This is a genomic window from Pseudomonas abietaniphila, assembly GCF_900100795.1.
Taxonomy (GTDB): Bacteria; Pseudomonadota; Gammaproteobacteria; order Pseudomonadales; family Pseudomonadaceae; genus Aquipseudomonas; species Aquipseudomonas abietaniphila.
Map to the genome: position 1 here is coordinate 87009 of NZ_FNCO01000021.1, position 23118 is coordinate 110126.

25 protein-coding genes are annotated in these 23118 nt (G+C 54.1%); 4 read left to right on the forward strand and 21 right to left on the reverse strand.

Going from position 1 to position 23118, the window contains the following annotated elements; all coding sequences use genetic code 11:
• Positions 1-106 precede the first annotated feature (106 nt).
• Entirely contained in the window at positions 107-889 is a 783-nt protein-coding gene (locus BLS87_RS29290) for a hypothetical protein (RefSeq protein WP_074758273.1), read from the reverse strand.
• Between the two features lie 192 nt (positions 890-1081).
• Here BLS87_RS29290 and BLS87_RS29295 point away from each other — a divergent pair, with 192 nt between their 5' ends.
• The gene (locus tag BLS87_RS29295) at positions 1082-1423 is read left to right on the forward strand and encodes a hypothetical protein (RefSeq protein ID WP_167362118.1); all 342 of its coding nucleotides are present in this window, start codon (positions 1082-1084) and stop codon (positions 1421-1423) included.
• Here BLS87_RS29295 and BLS87_RS29300 read toward each other — a convergent pair.
• From BLS87_RS29300 to BLS87_RS29350, 10 genes are all read right to left on the reverse strand, one after another.
• Positions 1415-2068 (reverse strand): SOS response-associated peptidase, encoded by a 654-nt coding sequence (locus BLS87_RS29300; RefSeq protein WP_074758276.1) that lies wholly within the window; start codon positions 2066-2068, stop codon positions 1415-1417. The two genes, BLS87_RS29295 and BLS87_RS29300, sit on opposite strands and share 9 nt — an antisense overlap.
• Before the next feature lie 958 nt (positions 2069-3026).
• On the reverse strand, positions 3027-3353 hold the full coding sequence (locus BLS87_RS29305; RefSeq protein WP_074758278.1) for a hypothetical protein: 327 nt from the start codon (positions 3351-3353) through the stop codon (positions 3027-3029).
• A complete protein-coding gene (locus tag BLS87_RS29310) occupies positions 3350-3901 on the reverse strand; it encodes a hypothetical protein (RefSeq protein WP_074758280.1) in 552 nt (183 codons plus the stop codon). The genes BLS87_RS29305 and BLS87_RS29310 overlap by 4 nt, the downstream gene beginning before the upstream one ends.
• Before the next feature lie 208 nt (positions 3902-4109).
• Positions 4110-5507: a replicative DNA helicase gene (gene dnaB / locus BLS87_RS29315; RefSeq protein WP_074758282.1), complete on the reverse strand. Its 1398-nt coding sequence runs from the start codon at positions 5505-5507 to the stop codon at positions 4110-4112.
• A gap of 60 nt (positions 5508-5567) precedes the next feature.
• On the reverse strand, positions 5568-7085 hold the full coding sequence (gene dnaB / locus BLS87_RS29320) for a replicative DNA helicase (RefSeq protein WP_083370788.1): 1518 nt from the start codon (positions 7083-7085) through the stop codon (positions 5568-5570).
• Between the two features lie 575 nt (positions 7086-7660).
• Entirely contained in the window at positions 7661-8131 is a 471-nt protein-coding gene (locus tag BLS87_RS29330) for a hypothetical protein (protein WP_074758286.1), read from the reverse strand.
• The gene (locus tag BLS87_RS29335) at positions 8121-8804 is read right to left on the reverse strand and encodes a hypothetical protein (RefSeq protein ID WP_074758288.1); all 684 of its coding nucleotides are present in this window, start codon (positions 8802-8804) and stop codon (positions 8121-8123) included. The genes BLS87_RS29330 and BLS87_RS29335 overlap by 11 nt, the downstream gene beginning before the upstream one ends.
• Positions 8797-9174, reverse strand: coding sequence for a hypothetical protein (locus BLS87_RS29340; protein ID WP_074758290.1), 378 nt, complete (start codon positions 9172-9174; stop codon positions 8797-8799). Before BLS87_RS29340 ends, BLS87_RS29335 begins: the two co-directional genes overlap by 8 nt.
• Positions 9175-9262: 88 nt before the next feature.
• Entirely contained in the window at positions 9263-9616 is a 354-nt protein-coding gene (locus BLS87_RS29345; RefSeq protein ID WP_143024507.1) for a hypothetical protein, read from the reverse strand.
• 111 nt (positions 9617-9727) lie between these two features.
• A complete protein-coding gene (locus BLS87_RS29350; protein ID WP_074758292.1) occupies positions 9728-10150 on the reverse strand; it encodes a hypothetical protein in 423 nt (140 codons plus the stop codon).
• 284 nt (positions 10151-10434) lie between these two features.
• Between BLS87_RS29350 and BLS87_RS29355 the strand changes: the two genes are divergently transcribed.
• From BLS87_RS29355 to BLS87_RS29365, 3 genes are all read left to right on the forward strand, one after another.
• Positions 10435-11466 carry a hypothetical protein gene (locus BLS87_RS29355; RefSeq protein WP_074758294.1) on the forward strand — a complete coding sequence of 344 codons (1032 nt, stop codon included), beginning with the start codon at positions 10435-10437 and terminating at the stop codon, positions 11464-11466.
• Between the two features lie 128 nt (positions 11467-11594).
• On the forward strand, positions 11595-11819 hold the full coding sequence (locus BLS87_RS29360) for a hypothetical protein (protein ID WP_074758296.1): 225 nt from the start codon (positions 11595-11597) through the stop codon (positions 11817-11819).
• Between the two features lie 172 nt (positions 11820-11991).
• Positions 11992-12417, forward strand: a complete 426-nt coding sequence (locus BLS87_RS29365; RefSeq protein ID WP_208605220.1) for a hypothetical protein — start codon at positions 11992-11994, stop codon at positions 12415-12417.
• A 171-nt stretch (positions 12418-12588) separates the two neighbouring features.
• Here the strand turns inward: BLS87_RS29365 and BLS87_RS29370 are convergent, their stop codons facing one another.
• From BLS87_RS29370 to BLS87_RS29430, 10 genes are all read right to left on the reverse strand, one after another.
• Entirely contained in the window at positions 12589-12966 is a 378-nt protein-coding gene (locus BLS87_RS29370) for a hypothetical protein (RefSeq protein ID WP_074758298.1), read from the reverse strand.
• Positions 12967-13455: 489 nt separating this feature from the next.
• Entirely contained in the window at positions 13456-13980 is a 525-nt protein-coding gene (locus BLS87_RS29375; protein WP_074758300.1) for a hypothetical protein, read from the reverse strand.
• Between the two features lie 88 nt (positions 13981-14068).
• Positions 14069-17401, reverse strand: coding sequence for a hypothetical protein (locus BLS87_RS29380; RefSeq protein WP_074758302.1), 3333 nt, complete (start codon positions 17399-17401; stop codon positions 14069-14071).
• Positions 17402-17885: 484 nt separating this feature from the next.
• Positions 17886-18275 carry a hypothetical protein gene (locus BLS87_RS29390; protein WP_074758305.1) on the reverse strand — a complete coding sequence of 130 codons (390 nt, stop codon included), beginning with the start codon at positions 18273-18275 and terminating at the stop codon, positions 17886-17888.
• Between the two features lie 377 nt (positions 18276-18652).
• Positions 18653-19264 carry a hypothetical protein gene (locus BLS87_RS29395; RefSeq protein ID WP_074758307.1) on the reverse strand — a complete coding sequence of 204 codons (612 nt, stop codon included), beginning with the start codon at positions 19262-19264 and terminating at the stop codon, positions 18653-18655.
• A gap of 105 nt (positions 19265-19369) precedes the next feature.
• Entirely contained in the window at positions 19370-20236 is an 867-nt protein-coding gene (locus BLS87_RS29400; protein ID WP_244165918.1) for a hypothetical protein, read from the reverse strand.
• Between the two features lie 760 nt (positions 20237-20996).
• Positions 20997-21395, reverse strand: coding sequence for a hypothetical protein (locus BLS87_RS29415; RefSeq protein WP_074758313.1), 399 nt, complete (start codon positions 21393-21395; stop codon positions 20997-20999).
• Positions 21396-21414: 19 nt separating this feature from the next.
• Positions 21415-22095, reverse strand: coding sequence for a hypothetical protein (locus BLS87_RS33915; RefSeq protein WP_143024508.1), 681 nt, complete (start codon positions 22093-22095; stop codon positions 21415-21417).
• A 133-nt stretch (positions 22096-22228) separates the two neighbouring features.
• Positions 22229-22423, reverse strand: coding sequence for a hypothetical protein (locus BLS87_RS29425; RefSeq protein ID WP_074758315.1), 195 nt, complete (start codon positions 22421-22423; stop codon positions 22229-22231).
• Complete coding sequence (locus BLS87_RS29430; protein ID WP_074758317.1) at positions 22420-23070, reverse strand: hypothetical protein; 651 nt, start codon at positions 23068-23070, stop codon at positions 22420-22422. The genes BLS87_RS29425 and BLS87_RS29430 overlap by 4 nt, the downstream gene beginning before the upstream one ends.
• Positions 23071-23118: the final 48 nt, after the last annotated feature.

Consider the following 23118-nt stretch of genomic DNA (forward strand, 5'->3'; position numbering starts at 1 on the left):
GAGGATCGGCCGCAGGCGAGCGGCAATCAGTTGAACTAGCCTCAAGGTATGTTTCACACCGCGTGGTAATCCCGACCGCCCGGGATCTCTGATCAGTGCCGGCTTTCTAGGCCAGCAGAGAGTCGTATGCTTCCAGCTGCAAGATCGACCGTACTGCGCGGGTACGTCTCGAATCAGGGATAGGAGTCGTTTTATCGGGCAACAGCGCGTTGACGGCGACTCCAATTTGGCGGGTCCTTGATCTGAGCCAATTCGCGTCCGCAGTCATGATTGCCCCCGGGTTTCCCAGCTTCAGTGCCTGGAGTTTTGCAGACAGCTCAGAGGTGACGATGACACGGCCCAAGATGTGGAAGTCGTGGTGACCGATAAGTGTGTGCATGTCCTCAATGCCCATGGCTTCCAAGTTCGAAGGAATGCCGCAGCAAAATCGATCTGTGCCAAAAATCGCCTTCGCCCGTTCCAGCATCTCGCCAGCACTCAAGCACCCGCGTTGCAGCGGAACGATCACCCGAGCTCCTGATGCAATCCAGTGTTTGACACGATGCGCGTAATGCTCCCAGAGCTTTAGCGTCCCGTTCTGATCACCGATAACGTCAGGGGCGACGATGCTCAGGCCCTGCGGTCTGACAGTCATTGAGATGACACTCTCGTATTTGCCAAATACGCGTTCCCAATCCACTTCCCGTTTCTGCTGATAGGCGGTGAAAGCACCAGAGTCGATGAATACATGCCCAGACGCATCCAGAAACCGCGGGAGCGTGAGCATGACCTTGGCCAGACTGAGCAAGGGAGCGACGACCCCGATCGGTACGCCGGCATCTACCGCAGCGCGAAGGTCACTGTTTGCGCTGAACCCTGAATGAAAAGCCAAATGCCAACGGTGAGACATGGGTAAATCCTGGTGCCCGAGTGAACGGCAACCATACAACAACGATTGCTAATTATACATACGTGTTATTATTTAATTTATGCGCTACGCCTTAAAGCCGGGCGTCTTATTGAACTGAGAGATGGAGAACCCAGACCCATTATGGATTTGAGAAAAGAGCTATCGTTCCTGACTAGGGACCAGGCTGTAAACGTGGCCATGTACGCGCAACTACGCGGGCATATGTTCCTGCTGAATGGGCAGGGGCTTGCTGCGCTTGTGATCGGCGCGTTGAGCCTCATCCTCATGATGAACCTGAATGCGGAAACAACCTCGGGTTCGATGCATGCACTAATGCCGTGGTGTGCCGGAACAATGCTGTTGTTGACGGCGCTCTTTTTGTTGATCCGGTTGTGGTTGACCCTGGAGCTGCACCGCAATCGTCGGCGCCTTCTTGTGCTCGGAGTTTCATCAGAACTGATCACGAGGCTCGGATCGCTTTCCGATCGCGAGCTTGCAAAACACGATTTCTTTTTACATCGACAGTCAGGATGAGGTCTTGGGAACGACTGCGAGCCGATCCGCTGGGTATCGAGCCATAAAACTTGCGCTCTCTTCGACTGGCGCCTCAAGCCAATCGCGGTAAAGTCCACGAGGAAGGATAACCACCATGCGCTTCTCGTCCTGAGGCTTGTGGTAGTTGGACATGAAAGCGTGCGAATCCGCGTTTACGGTTAGCATGGTGTAGCTGAGCAAAATCTGCTGTGTGCCTGGATCTCGCCACTGTTCCCAGAGCCCGGCGATACACATCACTTCACCGTCGGCTCGCGCAATTCTTGTTGGCACCGCTTTGCCCGTTCTCCAATCCGGCTCGTATATAGCTGAAGCCACCACGAGGCAATGCTGGGCACGCCGCCAGGCATTACGAAACGATGGCTTCTCAGCCACGGTTTCAGATCGAGCGTTGTAGGTGCGCCGAGCAATTTTCGTGTCCTTGCTCCACCCCGGGATCAGGCCGAAAGAACCTGACAGCAGCTCCAGCGGTGCGCCCTCCCCTTCCTCTCCAAACTCATGCTCTGAGCGACGTAGAAACGGTCCTATGTAGCCGGGCCATAGATCCAATTTTCCCTGCGGATCTACCTCGATACCGAATGCATCCGAGAGCTGACTCGGCGTTGGCGCTTCGTAATGACTGCACATGATGAGTCTGCCCTCGGTGTCTATTCAGTGATCAGTACATGTTTGGGTTCTCGCGAACACGCCAAGTTCAACACGCGCACCATGATTCAGTGGCTCCATCATTTAAGACTTCAAATCCTGCAACTCACCCGATTGATAACGTCGACCTTCCAAAGCCGGCGCCTGGCTGATGGCCAAGTCGCGATGATCTAATTCATTGGCCCTTCACCAACTTCAACTGATTGAAGCCGATCGTTTATTCGGCCGAATGGTAGTCCCGCTTCATGGCCCACTGGGCAACGGGTGGCGAGGGTTTACGAAGGCTGACCAGTTCGTTTAGGGACCGCGGAGGCTCTGAATATTCCAGAGCAGGGCTGGGGAACCCACGGGAAACCCCGCCCACTACCTGCTTACGAACAGGGTCAGGCACTGCGACGGGCTGAAGGGGGGGGGTAAGCATCGGGACCAAGTCGCAAACTGGACAAATAGCCAGCATTCTATTTTTTGCCGATTGAGTTTCAGCGTGCGGCAGATGAGAGGCCAAAGGCGGCGGGACCGAACGCCGCCATACCCAATGAATGCGGGCCGAGCGACCTACTAAAGCGTGAATTTAATTTCAGCGATCCAGTCGCAACACTGATTCCCAGCGCTCCATGTCTTCAGGCTCCATCAGTCGGGCCTGCTCTTCGATTGCCGTCATCAGTTCAGAATGGTCTGCACGTGTGAACAAATGGGGAGCCCATCCGCCGGGGACTTGATACCGAGATGCGAGGTTATAATCGCCACGAGCGGCTATCTCGCATAGCTCTACTTTGTAGACATCGTCATTGCCAGGCACACGGAACACAAAACACGATCCGATGATCGTAGTGTTTGAGACTTTCTGGGTCATAGGTCGAAATTTCTAAAATTTAATCAAAGGTCAGCAATCGGCCAACCACAGCACTGAGATAGAGCGGGCGGCATGATATTGCTGGAGTTAGAAAACACACAAGCTTTCAGCGAACCGATCGTAAAGTTTTCGGTATACGTGGCCCGCGGATTTGTTCTCTGACAGTTCCGACAGAACGTTCATGAGCAACATCCCATCCGGTTTTTCGATCCGGATAAGGGGAGCCTGCATTTGAGAAGCTTCTGCAAAACGCGTGGCCAGTGTGAGTACCGTCCGCCGGCGACGATTAGCTTCGTAGTACTCCTTAAGGGGCCTGGCAATCTGTCCGATCTCGGCTTTCTTTCCACACAGGATATAGACCCCAACGTTGTTACAGCCGTCGGTGTCGAGGAGGCCGAAGATTTCAATCGTCACTGTTCCGTTTCCTTGTCTGAGGGTTTGTCCAGGGTGGACGAACGAGCACGCTCACTCCGCAATTCCCGCTGCATGGCTTTCAAACGCCGCTCAAGTACAAGCAAACCTTCTTGAAAAAGCAGCATGTCCTCGCGAATCTCGGCGAGCAGCTCTGGATCCGTCTCCTCCTCCAACGATTCCTGGCAGAAGGCAATCGTCTGCCGAAAATCCGGTACCGCAAATCGCAGGGCTGCATATTTCGTCGTGTACAAGCCTGAAGGGAGAGCGTGCCCAGCCTGGAACTGCTTTCGATACTCAGCCGGTACGTTGGATTTCCAGCCGAAATCACCCTGTGTCTTGGAACGCTTGCCCCAAGTAACACCCTCGACCTTCTGTGCCAGATTGACGTAGAGGGTCTTGCTGCTGGTGCCCAGCCCTTGCACACCGAATCTTGAGTTCGAACCTCTCTTAACCTGGATGGTGCGAACGTGCCATTCTTGGAAAACGACGGTCGTTTTCCCTCGATAGGTCATAGTGTCGGCGCAATAGAGAACAGTCCCTTCACGCATGGACCGATCCGGATAAGCCTGAGGCTTGGGCACCTTGGAGTTCGTGGAGCTGCTGGGTTCGCCCATACTTCGGAAAGCTCTATGATTCGTAACACGTACCTATAATCTACATCAGTACACTATGACTTCCCAGCTATTTCGCACAGTGAGATGCAAGCTGGCAAAACGAACTCTCATAGCCAGGCGCCTCCTGTCCAACAGTTAACGATCACTCATCATCGTCAAAGTTGTAGCTACCGGGCGCGAGATTCTCAAATCGAGTGTACTTGCCAATGAATGCCAGCCGCACAAAGCCGATCGGGCCGTTACGCTGTTTGCCGATGATGATTTCTGCAATGCCCTTGTGCTCAGTTTCCGGGTGATACACCTCGTCGCGGTAGACAAACATGATCACGTCGGCGTCCTGCTCGATCGCTCCAGATTCCCGCAAGTCGGAGTTTACCGGACGCTTGTTCGGACGTTGCTCCAAGGAACGGTTGAGCTGGGACAGCGCCACCACTGGGCAGTTGAATTCCTTGGCCAGGGCCTTCAGGGACCGGGAGATCTCGGAAATCTCGTTTGTACGGTTATCACCACTGGAGCCAGGAATCTGCATCAGTTGCAGGTAATCGATCATGATCAAGCCGATTTCACCGTGCTCACGAACAAGGCGCCGTGTGCGAGCGCGCATCTCCGAAGGGCTGATGCCGGCGGTATCGTCGATAAAAAGCTTCCGGTTGTTGAGCAGGTTCACGGCTGAGGTAAGCCGCGGCCAATCGTCATCCCCCAACTGACCAGAACGAACCTTGGTCTGGTCGATCCGACCTAGCGAAGAGAGCATACGCATAATTAGCGATTCGCCAGGCATCTCCAGTGAGAATACCAACACCGCCTTTTCACTGCGCAACACCGCATTTTCGACCAGGTTCATGGCGAAGGTAGTCTTACCCATCGACGGTCGGCCAGCGACAATGATCAGGTCAGAGGGCTGAAGCCCGCTGGTTTTCTCGTCCAGATCTGTGTAGCCAGTGGACAGACCGGTAATACCCTCGCCGAGGTTGAACAAGGTGTCGATACGGTCGATCGCCTTGGTCAGCAGATCATTGACGCCCACCGGACCACCCGTTTTGGGTCGTGCCTCGGCGATCTGGAAGATCTGCCGTTCGGCTTCGTCAAGAATCTCCTCGGCGCTGCGCCCTTCCGGATTGAAGGCACTGTCAGCGATCTCGTTACTGATGCCAATCAGCTGCCGCAGTGTGGCGCGTTGCCGAACGATCTGAGCGTAAGCCTTGATATTGGCAACGGAAGGAATGTTCTTCGCAAGCTCAGACAAGTAGCCCAGACCGCCGACCTGTGATGTCTGACCTTCCTTGTCCAGTTGCTCGGACAAGGTGACGACGTCGATGGGCAGGTTCTGGTCCGCCAGTTTGGCGATGGCGCGGAAAATCAGCCGGTGGTCATGCCGATAGAAGTCGCCGTCAGACACCTGATCAAGCACACGCTCCCAGGCATTGTTGTCCAGCATCAGGCCGCCGAGCACCGCCTGTTCAGCTTCGATGGAATGCGGCGGGACTTTTAGAGCCGATGTTTGTAGGTCGTACTGTTCTGGTTCTGAAATATCGTTCATGGCTGGTTTTGTCTGTGCTGAATATGGAGGTCCGGACTAGGCATTACGCGACTGGACTGGCTAAGGGGGACGGCGAGGCGTCTGTTTGCGCGATGGCCGGCCTTTGCGTTTCACCTTGCCCTCAGCAGCTGTAGCGAGTGCCTGCACCGGCGCCCGCCCTACCCTAGGGTTGGGATCAGGTCTCTCCTCACCCATTTCTTCATTGGTAAAATCGTGCGCACCCGGCTTCAAGCTTGCGAATCGCGTGTAACGGCCTTCAAACCCAAGCCTTACAAATCCGACGGGGCCCTCACGCTGCTTGCCGATGATGATCTCGGCGGTGTTTACAAATCTGGACTGAGGGTTGTAAACCTCGTCGCGATATACGAACAAGATCACATCGGCGTCCTGTTCTATCGCTCCCGACTCACGCAGATCAGAATTGACTGGGCGCTTGTTCGCACGCTGTTCCACGCTGCGGTTCAGTTGGGAAAGCGCCACCACGGGGCAGCCGAACTCTTTGGCCAAGGCCTTCAGTGATCTGGAGATTTCTGAAATTTCATTTGTACGGTTATTGCCGCTGGAGCCTGGAATACGCATCAGCTGAAGGTAATCGACCATGATCAGGCCGATATCGCCTCGGGCGCGATGGATGCGACGTGTTCTGGTCCGCATCTCGGAAGGACTGAGTCCGGCAGTGTCGTCGATGAACAGCCGGTTGCCTTGATTCAAACGATTGGTGGCGGTCGTCAGCTTAGGCCAGTCGTCATCAAGCAGTTGTCCTGTGCGAACCCGGGTTTGATCAATGCTACCGATGGACGACAACATCCTGGTAATCAGCGATTCACCGGGCATTTCCAACGAATAAACCACCACGACCTTGTCTGATCGTAGTACCGCGTTCTCCACCAGATTCAGTGCGAACGTCGTTTTGCCCATGGATGGCCGGCCGGCAACAATAATCAGGTCGGCTGGGCGAAGATAATTCAGTTTCTGGTCAAGGTCTTCGAATCCAGTGGAAAGGCCTAGTGCCACACCACCTGATTCGTGGGCAGTCTGAATATTGACGACGGCCTTGCTGAGTAACAGTTCAAGACTGACCGGCCCTCCCTCCTTCGGCCTGAGACTGGCCACGGACATCATCTTTTGTTCTGCTTCGTGCACCAGATCGTCCGGTGAAGCTCCAGCAGGATTGATCGCGCTGGCCTCAACGTCACCACAGACCGCGATAATTTTCCGAAATAGAGCGCGTTCTCGCACAACCTTGGCGTAGGAGACGATATTGGCAACCGAAGGAGTATTGTCGGCAAGCTCGCGGAGGTATTCATAGCCTCCGACGTCAACTAGATGACCAGCGTTCGAAAGCGCCTCGTGCAACGTCACAACATCAAGCGCAGACTTCTCCTCTGCCATGCTAGCGAGAGATCGGAAGATGAGCTTGTGATCGTGACGGTAGAAATCGCTCTCATCTACCAGGTCAGAGATACGGATCCACGCATCGTTGTCGCGCAACAACCCTCCGAGAATGGCCTGCTCGGCTTCTACAGAGTGTGGTAGCACCCGCGGCGGCGGGGCTCCTGCCTCAGCGGCGAGTTGCATGAGATCTTTCAAACCCGTGGCCTTACTTTGACATTGACGTGCTGGGTTAAATATCCGGAAGCCATTGATGAGGTGCTCTATCCGCCGCCGAAGATTAACACCCACAACGGATCGTTGCTTATCTGGGAAGAACTGGTTTCAGAACTCAATCGTTCCAGGCAAAAAGCACACATTCGCCTGAGGTGAGGTTTTCGTAACCCAAGTGCCGCCCGTCCTTGAAATGGTATTCAGGCCCTACCGGAGGAAATGCCGCGGATCGCTGAGCGCCTACGGCCGCTAAGAGAAACTCTGCCCTGGTCACTTTGCGAAATTGAGGGCGACCAACCGTGCCACTTTCATTTTTGGCCATGTCTGAGATCTGCAACAGTTTAAAGGGGGGACACCACTGCGCTTCCTGCTTCATTGATTTCAGGCAAGACACGAAGCCATGCACCGACCGCAATCATGAGCAGCTGCGCATGCAAAGGAATCGTAACACGTATGCATAATATTGTAAGTGGTGTTTTTTGCCAGAACGGCCTTGGACGTGGCCTATTGGTGCGCCAGGCTTGCTGGCGCCCAAACCAACGCCGAGCTTATTGAGGGCCTGACCTGGTAGCTACCAGCGGAAGACGAGGTGAAGGTTGGACCCAGTCGTACTGTTTGCTTTTCTTGAGTCTGGACGTCGATTTGTTTACCAGAGTTGAACGCCAGCGAAGGATCAAATATTCCTCGACTTCTTTACGGCCAAAAGGGACCACCACAAACGACAACTCATAATTTCGCGACAAGACCTGACGCAGCATTACGAGATCATCTGTGGCTATTGTGAATTCACGAGCAGCGTTCCGGGCAAAAGTATGATTTGCAAAATTCGTTAAGTCTCGAAACCGTAATCTTAAGCCCGAGGTTTCACCGACATAGACCGGATCCCCATCCTTCCAGAGCACGTAGACCCCGGCCTCCTGAGGAACATCCGCAGCCCATTTAGCCGTACCAGCGACCACCCTTCGTGGGGCTTGCTCGACAGCTGACTCATAGTTGGCGAGTAAAAGCTCAATGTTCATCGACTACCTGCCGGTTAGCGGTTGCGCTCGGACTGCCAGAACGACGTTTCAGCCAGTCCTCGACACGACAGCGATTGATCAAATCAGCATCACCCGACTCCACACTTTCCTTGAAAACAGTGTGCTCAGCGAGATCCATACAACCCTCGGGAAACTCAAGGTCGTGAATAAGGTGCGTATGGGTGTCGAGCAATGCAATTTGACCACTCGCCGAGTGAATGATGACCCCTTCAAAACCGCATCGCTTTAACCATTCAAGAGCTTTTGAAGCGATAGCACCAGGGTTGCTTTGGGACAATCTTACGGCGACCTCTGCATCGGACTGCGATGGTGTTCGGCTAGAGAGGGGGAGCAGATTGCCCTCAGTTTCTAAGGCATGATCGAGTGCTGCCCGAATCACCGACTGCCGTGCGGCTGTGATAGTCGCCTGCCGGCGGTCAACGGCGCCCGGGCGAGCCTGTTTTTTAAAGCTGAATTGTTGACCGAACAGGTAATGGACGAATGGCAGACCAGCCCAGTACCCGACAACCAGCGATATCGCCTTGGGCGTCAGCCCCGGGAGCGTGTACACGTACGACGCTGCAACAGATGCTGCGGCGCACCCTACTCCAATGCCCCAACTGCGAAGCTGGATGCCCTTGTGTTGTTCAGTAGGATCTGCGGCCTTAAACATTGCTATCGGAGCCTTCATTGCGATCAGCGCGAGAGCGTGTGAACGCGTAGTCGCCGTGCTGATAGGAGCTGGTGACCTCTTCAACGATACGGATCAGCGACCAACCAGGACGCAGCCACCTACACGGGGCAGGCGTCATCGCCAGATCCTCGGTATCGTCCCCTCCCACCTCGTAGCTTTTTCCATCGCTTACCCAGCGGCCTACCATGAAAGCGTACTCAGGTTCACGCTCGAACAGGTGCCACACGCCGCCGGGACAGTCCTGCCCATCATCCATCGCGATGTATCGCGGGACCAAATGACTTGCATAAGGCCCGTTTTCAGTGATTCCTAGTTGTGCCAGTGTCATTTCAGGGGTTTCAATAGCCATGGCCCACCTCGGGCTTCGTAATGTGGTGGTGAGATTTGAAGCGCAGAGAAGGCCATCGAACAGGATGAGTGTTCAAGAGGCGCAATGATCACCCACGCTTGGTAGAGGTCGGATCGATAAATGCACCCTCTTGCAGGTCGACGGTGGCGCAAAGTGCCTTCACATTGTCGATATCACGCCCGCGGATGATTTGGGCGTTGCGATTGGCGCTTTCGAGTAGACGTCGGGCACAGTTAGAGTCGCTCCCTGCCTGCTGGATTGCCTCGACTGAGGCCGGACCGAACCCCAACGAAAAGTCAGTTCCGCTCAGCGCTTTCCATGGCACGGAGTAAAACGACGCCCCGAATGAAATGGTCGCCACCAGAAAGGCGGCCAGGGCGGCGTAGCCCCACTGCCGGCTCTTCTGCTTTGGTATCAAAGAACATTGGGACAGGTTCGACAAAGGAATCACCCGATGGGAAAAAGGACTTAGCAACCTTCCGAATGATATCGCGTATGTATACTTCCTGTGAATCATCTAGTGCTGGCACCCTGGCGCATGGAGAGGATGGCCCTAGTATTGCCGGAGGCTCTCAAGGGAGTCGCAAAGTGCCTTACACAGATCTTGGAGTCGCTCTAGGGTCTGTTTCGAAACTGCGATCTGGCCTGCGGAATTATTGGATTGAGAACCTACCCCTTTTACGGGGCTCAGCAGCTCAGAAGGTTGAAAGGCTTCACAAAGTTTCAGCCGCTGATCTTTCCGGTCCTGCCAGAACGAGACTGGAAATGACAACACAGCGGGATCGCGCCTAAAGGCAAGGACGTCGTGGACCAGTCCAGAATCAGCGACATATTGGAACAGGAGGGTTCCCGTGTTGGATTTACCCAGTGGACGCAACCCGGCCGCCTGGAGCTGATCAAAAAGGACCGAAAATTTCCGTCCGCCCACCTGCTTGGTGAAGTCTTCAAGTGCCTTAGCCGTCGCGGTACTGCCCATTACAACCCCTTCTTTGGTTTATTCCGGTCGATCACGCTGATCGGTGCCTCGGCACATGGTGCCCAGCTGGCGAGTCGCTGTACATCCTCTTTGAAGGTTTGAGCACTTGCGAATCGTCGGCTGATCTGGTTTGATATTTACGTCAGTGATTGAGGCACGGTGGCCGTGCGAGCACTCAACCTGACAAACCAAATCATGATTGAACCTGATCTGACGTCCAGCTTCGCACCTAACGGCCCTACACGCGCAGCTAACCCAAACGTCCGGATCATAGGGGCTTCGTCATGTCTGCAAAAAAATTGCTTCAACCTCTCGTACACAATCTCGTATCCCAGCTCTCTGCGTCCGGGCACGCGCTGAAAAACCACGACTGCTACCAGCTGCTCCATGCCGCGATTGGTTCGGTCTCGCCAGAAATAGCCTCTCGGACCAAGCTGCCTTTCCTGGCGGTACGGGTCCATGATCGAGAATCTCGCCAGTACAACTTGTACGACACGATGCTGCGCGCGAAAAAACTCTTGAACATCAGCGACCTACAAGCAGTTGCGGTGGCAGAACAGGTTATTGAGCTGCTCCGTGGTGCGGGTATCGGCATAAATCAGGTACAACTACTGCTGGACTGCTCGATTCCGCGGCAGGTAAAAAGCAGCGCCTTCAAGGCGCTTCTGAAAAACCTTGAGCTTAACGATGCCGGCTTAAAAATGGATCCTGCCACCGCGACCCTCGCCATTGCTGCCGGGCTGATCACAAAGCCTGACACCACATGGCAGAAACGCTTTGAACAAGCCGCAGCGTTCCCAAAGAAACGCAGTGAACTTGTTGATCTTGTTACCGAATCAGAATGCTACTTTTGGGTGTTGCCACCAGCATCCAGCGATAGTACTCGCCAAGCTTCACATGATCGATACATCGGGCAAGGCCAACATGCGAGTGCGGAACTGGGTATGGGCTTCAGCATCATTGAGGCTGGTTGGGTACGTGCAAAATACCCCTTGAACCGCAGCCGCAGCGGAGAAACATACACCCAGTATCGCCTCACTTCGCCTATGTGGTCTTGCCGTGTTAATTCCGGAACGTGGGGCTTGGGCAATCTTCTGGTGAGCAGTATCCAGGACGGTGCGCCCTACTCATCCGATCGCCTGCATGATCTTCTTCCCGGCGGGCTGAAATCACTTCCCCGAATCCACGGCTGCCATACATGCCGCACGCTGTTCATTGAGCCAACAGCCGGTTACGAGGATGTGCCGACTCGTTGTAATTGTGCCATTTCAACTCTGGTTTCAGAAAAGAGCAGCACGACCCCGGCTAGCGAATAAATTCCTCCCGTGGCAGAACCACGCCAATCGCAAGATTGGGCTATGGGAACGGGCGTCGCTTACCTCAGACCTGAAGGTTTTGTCACTTCAATCAAGCCAACAGAGCTCTATGCTCGATGAGGTGCTACATGAATACTGAAGATAAAAAACAATCGACACTGGCTGTAATCAACGCGTTGACTGAGATGGCCTACGACGGCGGTTTTGCTGACGGAGTAGAGGTAGGCCAGCACATCGGTTTCACCGCAGGCGTAACGAGTTTGAAAGCCGCTTTGGCCTGTGGGCTGCGCCATGGCTCTCCGGAATGTGGGAAGGCATTGGAAAGCTTCAAACGTCTGGGCTTGACTGAGTGATCTACCAGGAGGCCAAGGGACTGGCCTACCCTTGTTCCGGGATCTTGAGCCAGGCATAGGTCAAGAAAACGCTTACACAAGGATGCTCTTCATCACCTCTCACAGCGATAACCGAGCCGGCGGAGATTAAGCACATCTTCGCCAAACTATTTTTTCCTTGAGAGGTATTCCAATGTCAGTCCCCGACAACACAGCAGGCGATGAATCAGTTTCATTCCGCATGCTCAATGAGCATGAGGAGAACGAATTCAAATTCACATATCGGAACAGGTCTTTTCTGGTCACCTTCCTCCCCGATGAGGATGGCGCCACGCCTGAAGATCCTAATCATGAGCATCCGGTTACCGCTGAACAAGCAGCAACCTGGCACACAGGAGAATGGTGGTACCACCACGTCCTGGTGAACGCGATCGACTCTGAAGGCGCGAACCTCGAACTTCGGTTGTGGACAGGAGACTCCTTAAGCCTGCTGCCGAGTTTCAAGGACCACACCGACTCTATCAAACGCGTCTGCGACAGTATCTGCGAGCAGCTGGACAAGCATGGCATCACACCCGAGATACAAGCGATGCCCAACTCCGTGGATTCCGATCTCTAACTGCAACATCTAACCGGCCTGCTTAACTGCGGCCGGTTTTTTTCCTCACGAAGCCGGTTCAGCCTGAAAATTTCTCAAAAAAAACCCCGGACACGATGGCCGGGGTCACAGAGCGTTAGGGCATGGACGAACAATCAAGAATCCGAAGCGTTATTGATTGGCACCATCAGTTCAACTTTCAAAATCGGCCTTAGCTATCGCCTCACAGTCTGAAAGGGTATAGGCACTGCCAACATACTCGTCCAGATCGTCATCACTGAAAACCTCATACCGAGAAAGCTGGTGCTGGAACACCGCGACATAGGGTGCGGCCTTCAGGCTATGCACGATTTTGGAACCGGACACTTGATCGGGAACTGGTTTGTCGCTGACAACAGGCGAGTTCTCTAGGAGCGAGGCTCGATCGTCTTTTATGGCAAATTCAAATTCATCTTCGGGAAAGGGAGTCATCTGAAAAAAGGCGGACTCTGCGATGAGTTTCGCTGCAAGCGATGTTGCAGCTTGAACGCCAACAACGGTCTTCTTGAACATTTTACCTTGAACAGTCATTCCAATCTCCTGGGTGGGTTACTTCACGGCAAGAGATGACCAACACTCAACAAGAAGATCAGGCACGGCCTGCGAGCCGGACGACACCCGTGGACCGGGAGCGTGCAAGCTTTAGAGTTAGCGTCATCGCCCTCGCGGCAAACCGGCGGGCCTCCCGCATACGTCTGACTCGATCTTTGGCCAAACGCGCTGAGCCGATATGGTTTCCTCCCTGGCGTAGCTTTATCGACTCATAATTCAGATGCCGGGCGTGCCGCACAGCATGAATCAGCTTCGCCTTCTCCATCCTTAGCGACGATGCAAGATCGCGCCGCACCAGGCGGCAGTAACACACCAGTCCGCATGCTGAGATGGCAGCTACAGCCGAGGCTGCTCCCACAATCAATATGTCCATGGTTTCCCCTCTGTATTTAAACTGTGGACAGTCGACTCACCAAATCGACTCTCCACAGGCCCCGGCATCACCAGGGCATGCGGAACGGTTAGGCATTACTCCTTGGGAAGTGCTTCGCTTTTGGCCAGAGCCACGGTCAGGCGGTAAGAGCTGCCGTTGTTGGTCCATTCCAGCGTGGTGGAGTCGCCGACGCCGAGCGAGGCCATTTTGGCAGCGTGATGCTTCAGCGGGACGCCCCCTTCCCCCTTCAGGATCTGGTCGTACTGGATCGAGGTCTGAACATGACCGGTTTTTTCGAACTCGCCTGGCGCGGGCTCATCCGGTGTCACGATCAGTTGGTATCCGTACGTCTGGATTACCGAGCGTAGAGTCGTTGTGTTGCCGTTGACGACTTTCTCCGGCTTACCCACCTTCTCCCAATGCGCTGACAAGCCGCCCTGACCGCCGCCAGTGCCGATGGATTCGACTTTGACGACTTCACTGCCGCCGGCGGCGCTGGGGTTGACCAGTTCGAGTTTTGTCAGATAGGTGAAGTTGTATTCGCTCTTGGGGCCCAGCGCAAAGCTGCTCGCCGAGGCCGCGCAGAATGCGGCACCGATCAGAAGACTGCTGAATTTCATATACATCCATTCCTTTCTATTTCAGGGTGTGGGTGGCAGGGCCACGGTTTTAGTATCCGCAGATGTTTGAATAAGTTGAACTTGTGAATCAGCATGCTCTGAGCTCGTACCAAATGCCGAGAGCCTTGGGGTTATGCGCCTGTGGCATCGACTCGGGGAGGTTTTCGGCCGAAACGAGATCTTTGTCCTGTTCCAAGTCGTTCCTAATCCGTTCCCACTCTTCTGGTAGCAGCCACTGTTTTTTTGCGCGTCGTGACCAACTGCTCGTAAAGTCGAATTTCGTATGTTCTGTAGCCTCGTCAGGCATAGCCATGAATACTCGGGAGTAAGGGGCTTCCTCGGGAAACGAATAGACGGCCAGCTGTCCAGGCATGCGGCGAGCGAGGTCCTCTACGTTGCCAAACAAACCGTCCAAGCCATGATCTGAACCGAGCGTTAAACCACCAGCAAGCCAGACATTTTTACCGTCTTCAGGGTCGTGCAGCTCACAAAGCAGTTCATCAAGGGAGGGGGATCGCTTATTGGAGGTTGAGCACCAGGAAAACTTAACGGCGTCAGGCGCATGGATGATTTCGCCAGAGTAACGAAGCGCTTCTTGGGGAGTTACAACGACGAGTGAAAGCGACTCGCCAACGCCTGCGCGGGTTGGATATTCGTCGAATCTATTTCGAGCATTTAGCTCATTTTCATAGACGCTTATGTACAGCTGTTTAAGCTCATTACGAAGCTCTTCGGTCGGGGCGATGGCAGCCAGAAACGTAACGGCACTCGAACACCGCAGCGCCAGCACTGCCAGCTCTTCTTTACCGTAGCGCTTGCCCCATGTGATACCGATCGGAATAGTGATGGCGGGTTCGACAACTTGGCCAGTTCGCATCCCGTTCTTTTTCACATACTTCGTGAGCGAAGGCCGCAGCTGATAAAAGCGGGAGACTGCTCGACTGAATGCCGCCGGCGTGGAAAGCAATTCGCGCAGGTTTTCGATTCCAGCCTCGCACTTTTCAAAAGCGTCCTGTTTCTTGTCGGGGTTGCTGAAACCTGAAAAGGTTTTGAGCCAGACGTCCTGGTCGGCTTCGAAATCGCGCAGTAGTTCTTCCCCGGCATACAGTCGTGGCAGTCGTTTCCAAACGCGAGCAGTCTCAGAAATCCCTCGCTTGCCCAGACGCAAGGTAATTCGATGCAACCAGACGTGAGGGGTCAGGCGATCGTCCCTTTCATGGTCGGCCGGTGCGCAATAAAGTACGAGCTGAGCTTTCCCTGTCACTACAAGCCTTACAGGATTGAGCCCTTGCTCGTTCGCCCAGTTCTGGATACGGGGCAACTGATCATTCCCGGCGTGAACCAGTAAAAACATCAGGTCAAAGAGGGATGTCCAGTGCTTGCTATTGAGCTGCTCCGTCGCCGCTGGCAGAGCTTCACCTCGGTTTGCTGCACGCCAAAGCCTGACGGCCTTATCTACCAACTTCGGAGCATCGTCTGTGCTCAACACGCGGCCATCGACCAACGCCTGAAGCATGACGTCTCGACTGGGCTGCTCTTGAGCACGCTCCGCCTCGATAGTGGCCAAAGCGCTCTTGAACAATCGGATATATGACAGATGTTGGACCCGCGATGCCCGGTCATGGATGTACGCACGCAAATCCTCAGGGTCCACGGCATCAAGCACCAGATAGGGCATCAGTGGCCGCTCACGGGACGATCGATATTTGCGGGGCATGACCTTAACGTTGACCGCTTGTTGGCCACGTACGGTTAGCGGAATGCTCACGCAAGTTTCGATGCCGTCCTTGTAAGCAATGCGAACATCCGAGGTGCCCTTGAATGTGTTTGAAACCTTCACGCCACCTGGAGAGGTGTCCTCGGTGATCAAAAGGTTCCACAGGCCAAGCACTCGGGACCCGGAGGTCAAGAACCTGTTCGCTTGCTTGAGCCAGTCGGTTACAGGCACTCGGGCCGGGCCGCCGGTCAGCATCTGCGATTCGTCGTCGTTGTGCAGAAAGCGGAAGTGCTGGCGCTGAAAATCCATGCTGATGAAACTAAAGTCCTGGACGCCATCGTAAAAGTCGCCAAAGAGTTTCAGGCGGTGATCGAGGCCACATAGAAGAATGAGGAGACGCTTATAGTGGAGCGCCTGCTTCTCAAAATCCCCAAGCGACCTGGTGTATTGCAGGCTGTCGAATGTGATCTGCTCACCATCCGATCCGGTGAAGAGGTGATCAACCTCACTCTTAGTCGGGAACAGCCTGCTTGAACCTAAGTGAGACTCAACGGGTGAAAGCACGAGATTGATGTTTTCACCATCTCGCACAAGCAAAAAAACCTTCTTGTTCTCTGCATTGCGCATCTGGGATTCCCACGGATCCTGGTAGTCCAAATTGTGGCGCGAGGAAGCCATGCAGATGACGCATCGTGAGGTCGGGAAGATTTGGTCAACCAGTCCATTTTCGATACGGAGTAGATCGAGAAAACGGTCGAGCGCCCGGTGATCATCACCGACTTCCACATCGTCAAATACCGCAAGCTCCTCAAGCATGACAAGCTTCTGCTGGACGACGGTCAGTGGCTGATCCGCCGGCGCGCTCACCCCCGACCGAACCGGCTCCACGTAAACATCCTCGCCAGTGTAGAGATGCAGACTTTCGACTCCGTCCTTTATCTTCGAAACATGCCGGGTTACGTCGTGCACCTGAGCGAGAGCTGCCGCACCCTGCTCGCTGAAATAGGGTGACATTCGAGCTAACTTCGCGGAGATCTGCTCCGTCTTCTGCTGCAACCATTTCGACTGAATGGTTGCAACCGTGAGGCGGTGCTCAGCCTGATCCTGAATGATCTTTATGGTGCCGGCGGTGACCCCGCCGGACAGGGCTTGGCCAAGATTTCGCGGAGGCACGAATGCTGGATCAATCACCGCCGGTAGCTGGTTGGTAATCTTGTCGTCCTTGGCGCGAGCCTGTGCAAGTCCCTCCTCCACGATCTGTTGCATTCGCTTAGGATCGGATTGGGTTTCGATCAGCTCACGCTGTAGGTCACTTACCTCCCCTTGCAGCGCCAGCAATTCCGCTGCACGAATCTTTTGCCAATCAGGTTCATGCTCGAATTTGTCGAGGTAGTCCTTGATTCGAAAACTGTGCTGCTTCATTTCACGCCAGTTGGTGCTGGAGGATCCATCAGCCCGGACGGTCTTAATGGTCGCGGTGCGGCCGTAGTGCCTCGGATGCGCCCTGAGATGAACGGTATGAGCTGAACCATCCACCCAGTCGATAGAGAGGATCAGGAGGGTGTCACCCTGCTGAATTGCCTCCTCGGGGATGTCCACACGACTGGTGCCGTATTGCCCCGACTCAAGGCTCTGAAACCGCTCTAGACGCTCAAACGAACCGCTGTCGTCTGAAGTGCCGGGGGGCAGAATTATTTCGCTCATATTGGGCACCAGGAACGCTGGCTGCACTGAGGAAGTTTCACCCCTCAGGCGCCATCTATTTGGATGACAGAATAGGTAATATATAACACGTACCAATAATACTAACAATCTCTGCTAGCGCGTATCGATGATACATATCAGGACGGAGTCACCGGCGATACCAGTTCAACTGGTAGCACCTGGCGTCATCAGGTATTTGATCGCAGGGCCACCGTAGGCATGCGAGGTAGACTCGTTCAGGCTTGCTCGGGCTTGGCCTGACTGATTGCACGAGATAGGCCGAACCACCGGACGTGACGATGTAATCGCCTGCGCTCAAACCTTCGGCGCCGTCAATGTACAGTTTGCAAGGCGTATAAGGCTGACGGCGGGCGCCCATGATCGAGTTCCTACAGGTCGAGTAATAACGGTGTCTGTATGAGGGTCGTATCCCAGAACCTCAGGCGGGCGTGCGCACAACCAGCGATTGGCCGGATCTGTCGTTTCAAAAAACCGCAGTCCTTTCAGTATTTGCAATCAGCTCAAAGTCATGACCGTATTCGTCACAATTGCAGTCGACGACATTGGTCTCACCGACGGATTCGCACGAGCAGAACTGAGCGACCAATTTTTCATAGAGAACGTCCTCCATCCCGCTGCCAATCTCATTTTTTGTCAGGCTGACGGTGCGCCGTTCCTGTGAACCAGGATGCATGAACTCGAACGCAAGGGATTCAGGGCGAGGCTTCGCGCTGAGCGACTCCAGCAAGTCTTCACCCTGCTGTGTCATCTCCCAAAGTGCAGGGCTTCGTTGCACCCGGGCGAGGAGGCCAAGCTGGGTCAGCACGTCGAACCACTCCCGGCCAATATCGGCACCCTGGCTGTCACTTGTCACTCTTCATATCGTCTCAGCTTACTGATGATCTTCTGGGCGAACGGCGGATAGGTGTTGGTGCTCATGGCTTTCCTCATGTGTAGGGTCATATCTCGCTCTCCGTGATGCTCAGCCACTCAGTCGGTACGGTGGGACGTGCGCGGTCGCAGTTCATGAGCATCGTTATTGCTTTGATGAAGTGAACTGGTATCGAAATGTCCGACAAACAAAAAAGCCCCGATCAAAGATCGAGGCTTGGTTTTACTATTCAAAAACCACTTTGCAGCATGGTGCGCCGTCAAGTGTCCGGACCATGATCGCAAGCCGAAACAGGCCTTGAATCACAGTCATTTTTGGTTTCCCGTTCAGTGAGATCAAAACAGAGAGTCTCGGGGTATTCATGCCTGGATACCCATCACATTGTTTGGGATGAGAGCGCAGGCAGCTGGGTTCACCTGCTGGAGGCTACATTTGAAAGCCGCAAGCGCCAGGCTAAATGCTTGTAGAGCTGTGTTGCCGTAACGGGTGAAGTAGTAGTGTGGATTAAGCCCGGGCTCTGGAGTAATCGCTGCCTTCCACTGCCCCGTGCAATCCCACATTATCAAGACATCGCTTTCCCGACCCTCAGACAGCCTGCCGTTGAACAAAACCAGCCCATGCATCGCAGATTCGTAAACGGAGTCGCCTTGATCGTCGATCCAGGCCAGAACACTGCCAGAAACCGGCCACTCAGCGCGGGTGGAGATCTGCTCTGCTAACACCGTAACTTTGCGTGCAGAAGCCGTTGCAATCAGATCAGCCAGAAACAGGTCGTATTCCAGTTTCTCGTTTCGATGCAGAAACAGGGTTCCTTGTTTCTGCTTCCAATCGAGCCACTGATGGGCCTTGGCGGCGCCGTCACAAGGGATGCGTTTTTCATAACTGGTGAAGTCACGGGCAGCGAGATGCGCAACCCAATTGTCAGAATTACTCAGATCTGTCGAGATAGTGAAACTGGTTTCGTTGTGCATGACGCTGCTCCTGGAGGTTAACCATCGTCCTCAGAGATGGCTCACACCGAACACTAAAACCCGAGCGTTGAAGGATCTGGCGACATCAAAATGGCTGGGGGCGGATCAAGAACGGGAAAGCGTGAGCTCCTCGGACAGTTCCTTTTCCAGCATCTGAACAGCGAGGGCGTACACCTCGGGATGCTGAATATCGAAGGCCGGCAGAAATTTGCTTTCTACCCACTGTCCGCGTACTTCCCCTTTCGATAGCCAAGCCGGCGTATTGCCGACAGGTTGCGTCCAGCGTGTAATGGCCACGCCATAGGCAGCGATCTGCCTGGCGGTGATGAAGCCCTGCTTACGCAGCAACGCAAGGACCTTAAGAGCAGATTCTTTCCATGAGGTCAGCCGCACAGGGGAAGGCACGCCAGCAGGTAACGAAGTGACCATAGCGGGCAGCCGGCAACGCTCCTCCGGGTTCCAGTCGAAAAGGTACAAGCGACCGAACATCGATTTCTGACCCTTTGCCTCTAGCAGACGGTGTTCCAGATCGAACGTGGCCTCGTCACCTCGGCTGGTATGCGAGATCCTGGGCACCAGCACCTGGACACCAAATCGCTCCAACATTTTCCGTAACCCCGCCGAGGAGTCTGTAATTCGTCCGACAATCACAAGCCGGTAATCTGGTCCCGGCCGTGAGTAAAAATCGAGGGCTTCGACAGGCAGAATCTGATCGGCAACTTTTACGTTCAAAGTCAGCTTTGCTTCAACTCCGATCTGTCGACCATCCTCATGCACGACCAGGACGTCGAAGCCAGCGCACTCGGGATAGCAGGTCCAACCCGGCAGCTGGTTAAACTCGCGGATAAACAAGGAGCAAAGGTCAGACTCACTGTCGAAGTGCTCATGCGCTTTGGTCCGACGCTTTTCTCCCACCACATCGATCGACTGATCACCACTGACCGCGGACTTTGCCGCCATTATCGTTGCCATGAAATCCAATCCTTTTGGTTCTGATATGAAGACGTGTGGAAGCGCTGCTCACGGGGCGGGCGCCTCAAAGAAATCAGGCCATAGGCAATGAAATATGTGGTCCTGATGGGTTTCGGCGTATGCCCGGACGCATTCCTTGGTACGCATTGATGGCGACAAGAAAAGCATCATGCCGCTGGCGGCACATTCCAGCCGAGCCAACAGGTAGTTACCCGGGCTGAGCTTCGTCACATACACCTCGTGGAGCTGGAGCAGCCGATACGCCCGCGTCATTTTCAGAAGGTCTCCGATCACTGAACGACGGGTAAGCTACCCGCTCAAGATTCTAGATTATGCATTTCGGATTCTATACTCATAGTGATGCGTGTTAAAGCACGTGCGATTGGGTCCGCCTCACCCGTGTATTTTTGGACAGCAAAAAAAACCCCGGCACTGAGTGCCAGGGTCTGGTGGAGCGTTAAGACGGCGGTATCGACAGGTTCGAATTGCTTCAGACCAATCGGTTACTGAAACGCCAACGATTGCCCATCGATTGACTCGCACAATTCTGAAACTTTAGTCAGGTCACGACGATGGATTAACCTTGCATCGCGATTCGCGTCCTGGAGCACCCTTTTTGCGCACTTAGAAGAATCTGTGACTGCCTGAATCTCGGTGACACTTGCAGGGGCGAAGTCGCTGCTGATCGCGAAACCACCCCAGACACACAGAGAAAGCGCCAGAGCACAAATGCCTGCAATAGATAGCTTCTTGATCATCATCATTCCCCTTTTTGGTATGACGCAACAACAGACTGTACGTCGTCGTCTGCAAGCCAGTCGGTGTATACCCGTTCAACGCTTAAGCATTTAGCTTCACTCGACAGCGAATCCAATGCTGATTCATTTTCGAACAATGTATAAAATTGCTCGCGCAAGTCTTCGAAATCATACGATCCGGTGTATTCGAGCAGTACTTGGACTTGCATGAGGAACTGTGTCTTGCTCTTAGACTTGACGCCAACAATGCCTGCGCATTCGCCGGAGTCGACCCCATCGGTACCGTTAAGGCTTCCTTTAGCTTTGAGGCTTTCAAGTAACCTACGGAATGCCTCGTTTAAGTGCGAAACTTGAATCGATGAAGAAAATTTCAGGACAAAAATGATCTCTGCAAAGGCCATGAATACCTCTCCTTATTTTTTAATTCAACAGATCGGACTGAATCACGTAGCAGTCTGAATCAAATCGTTCGATCAGGACTTTTCGATGTTCCATCGTCAGTTCAGCATTATCGAACATGACGTTCTTAAACGTGTTCTGTGCAGTATCTTCATCGTCAGCCAGCACGAGATAAGCTGTGTCGTCGTCATGGCCAGGGATCCTTCCGGATACCAGCCAAGCCTTCGCGCCAGACCCGATAAAATGCTTTGACTCAACCGAAATGAATTCTGGAGCAGACTGAGTCGGTGCGGCAGTTGGCTGAGGCAAAACAGGATTACCTTCCCAACCAGGTGGCAGGTCCCCATCTTTTTCAAGTACATGTGCTACTGCCAGAGGTGTCGCATCTGATCGTGTCCCATTCATCCAGTCCAACTGGTTCCACCACAGCCCACCAGCAGGAAGGTATTCCCCTTCTGTGGTGTACATTGTCCAGCAGTCCTGGTGGTACTCATCACATTGATTGATCAGCTGTGCCGCCCCGCCGAAATCACCTGCTTCAATTGCAACAGCAATTGCGTAATTCAAAGAGTTTGGTAATTCAACTGGTCTCGCGGCAGGCAAAGTGGCCTGCCATTCAGCCCACTGCTTTTCATCAATAACCGCGATACCGAAAGCGGAAACTGTTACTACGTAGTCAGCATACGAACGTGCGTTAGTCATCAGGATTCTCCAAGGGTAAACATCGTAGGAGGTGATGGCTCACACCGTTCTGTACGATCGAGCAGTCGCGCAGACAAAAAACCCCGGCCGAAGCCAGGGGTTGTGCAGCTGTTCCGAGTCGTAGCGCAAAGCATTAGGCAGGGAAGTAGAGTATCTCCGCCGGGTACACGTAGGCCTCAAGGGTCTTGGAGGAGTTTGTGAGTTTGATGACGAACTCTCCGGGAGCCCTGCCCGGGCCCGACAAATTTCTTTTGCCGACCACGTACCAGTCCAAACGCTTCATTTCTTTGATCTTGGTGTCTTGGTAGCTAACGATTGCCGTGCTCATTGTTTCTGCTCCATCAGCGCCGGACGGGCAAGCCTCATTGCGTAAGTACTGCCCACCACCCGATCAACCTCTACCGCGAATTGCATCACACCCTCTGCTACCTCAATCAGATTCAGATCACGGATGATGCGAAACCAGGTGGTACAGAGAGCGTTTCCACCCTCGCTGAAGTAGGTAGCGGTCAATCGCATTGCACCGGCGTCACCGCGACAGAGATACACCACTGCTTCTTTTGTACCCACTGCCGTTTCGTACGCTTTGGTCGCCAGCCCCGTTGTGCAGCAGAAACCGATGGTGTCGACCCTCGACCAACCCGAAGCCTCCAACTGATCAGCGATGAACAGTTTGAGTGGATCGCCCTCCCGTCCCTGCGGATCAACCAGCGGAATCGGTTCGGTACCTAAAAGGTACTGAGCGCCGAGCTCGTCGGCCAGATAATCAGTCACGAAAAAGTGCCCGTCGCCGAGAATCTGGAAGACACCACTCTGCCCCTCGATCGGTGATTCAGATTTTTCCGTAACGCTTCGAGCGTCCCGGATTTCAACTCCAGATGCCGTGCATGCTATGCGGACGATTCCGCCCTGCTCCAACACCTGTTGGGCGAGTGCTGCGGTCAGCGGTGTGTTGCTGATTTTGAGTTTGAACATGTTGTCTCTCCTGAAACATTGGCCCTAGTGCCCAGGAGATGCAGAACA

Bases quoted from the DNA above. Each gene is read 5' to 3' on its own strand.
- BLS87_RS29290 (WP_074758273.1), bottom strand. From the start codon at position 889: ATGTCTCACCGTTGGCATTTGGCTTTTCATTCAGGGTTCAGCGCAAAC.
- BLS87_RS29300 (WP_074758276.1), bottom strand. From the start codon at position 2,068: ATGTGCAGTCATTACGAAGCGCCAACGCCGAGTCAGCTCTCGGATGCA.
- BLS87_RS29310 (WP_074758280.1), bottom strand. From the start codon at position 3,901: ATGCGTGAAGGGACTGTTCTCTATTGCGCCGACACTATGACCTATCGA.
- dnaB (WP_074758282.1), bottom strand. From the start codon at position 5,507: ATGAACGATATTTCAGAACCAGAACAGTACGACCTACAAACATCGGCT.
- dnaB (WP_083370788.1), bottom strand. From the start codon at position 7,085: ATGCAACTCGCCGCTGAGGCAGGAGCCCCGCCGCCGCGGGTGCTACCA.
- BLS87_RS29330 (WP_074758286.1), bottom strand. From the start codon at position 8,131: ATGAACATTGAGCTTTTACTCGCCAACTATGAGTCAGCTGTCGAGCAA.
- BLS87_RS29335 (WP_074758288.1), bottom strand. From the start codon at position 8,804: ATGTTTAAGGCCGCAGATCCTACTGAACAACACAAGGGCATCCAGCTT.
- BLS87_RS29340 (WP_074758290.1), bottom strand. From the start codon at position 9,174: ATGGCTATTGAAACCCCTGAAATGACACTGGCACAACTAGGAATCACT.
- BLS87_RS29350 (WP_074758292.1), bottom strand. From the start codon at position 10,150: ATGGGCAGTACCGCGACGGCTAAGGCACTTGAAGACTTCACCAAGCAG.
- BLS87_RS29355 (WP_074758294.1), top strand. From the start codon at position 10,435: ATGTCTGCAAAAAAATTGCTTCAACCTCTCGTACACAATCTCGTATCC.
- BLS87_RS29360 (WP_074758296.1), top strand. From the start codon at position 11,595: ATGAATACTGAAGATAAAAAACAATCGACACTGGCTGTAATCAACGCG.
- BLS87_RS29365 (WP_208605220.1), top strand. From the start codon at position 11,992: ATGTCAGTCCCCGACAACACAGCAGGCGATGAATCAGTTTCATTCCGC.
- BLS87_RS29370 (WP_074758298.1), bottom strand. From the start codon at position 12,966: ATGACTGTTCAAGGTAAAATGTTCAAGAAGACCGTTGTTGGCGTTCAA.
- BLS87_RS29375 (WP_074758300.1), bottom strand. From the start codon at position 13,980: ATGAAATTCAGCAGTCTTCTGATCGGTGCCGCATTCTGCGCGGCCTCG.
- BLS87_RS29380 (WP_074758302.1), bottom strand. From the start codon at position 17,401: ATGAGCGAAATAATTCTGCCCCCCGGCACTTCAGACGACAGCGGTTCG.
- BLS87_RS29395 (WP_074758307.1), bottom strand. From the start codon at position 19,264: ATGCACAACGAAACCAGTTTCACTATCTCGACAGATCTGAGTAATTCT.
- BLS87_RS29400 (WP_244165918.1), bottom strand. From the start codon at position 20,236: ATGGCAACGATAATGGCGGCAAAGTCCGCGGTCAGTGGTGATCAGTCG.
- BLS87_RS29415 (WP_074758313.1), bottom strand. From the start codon at position 21,395: ATGGCCTTTGCAGAGATCATTTTTGTCCTGAAATTTTCTTCATCGATT.
- BLS87_RS33915 (WP_143024508.1), bottom strand. From the start codon at position 22,095: ATGACTAACGCACGTTCGTATGCTGACTACGTAGTAACAGTTTCCGCT.
- BLS87_RS29425 (WP_074758315.1), bottom strand. From the start codon at position 22,423: ATGAGCACGGCAATCGTTAGCTACCAAGACACCAAGATCAAAGAAATG.
- BLS87_RS29430 (WP_074758317.1), bottom strand. From the start codon at position 23,070: ATGTTCAAACTCAAAATCAGCAACACACCGCTGACCGCAGCACTCGCC.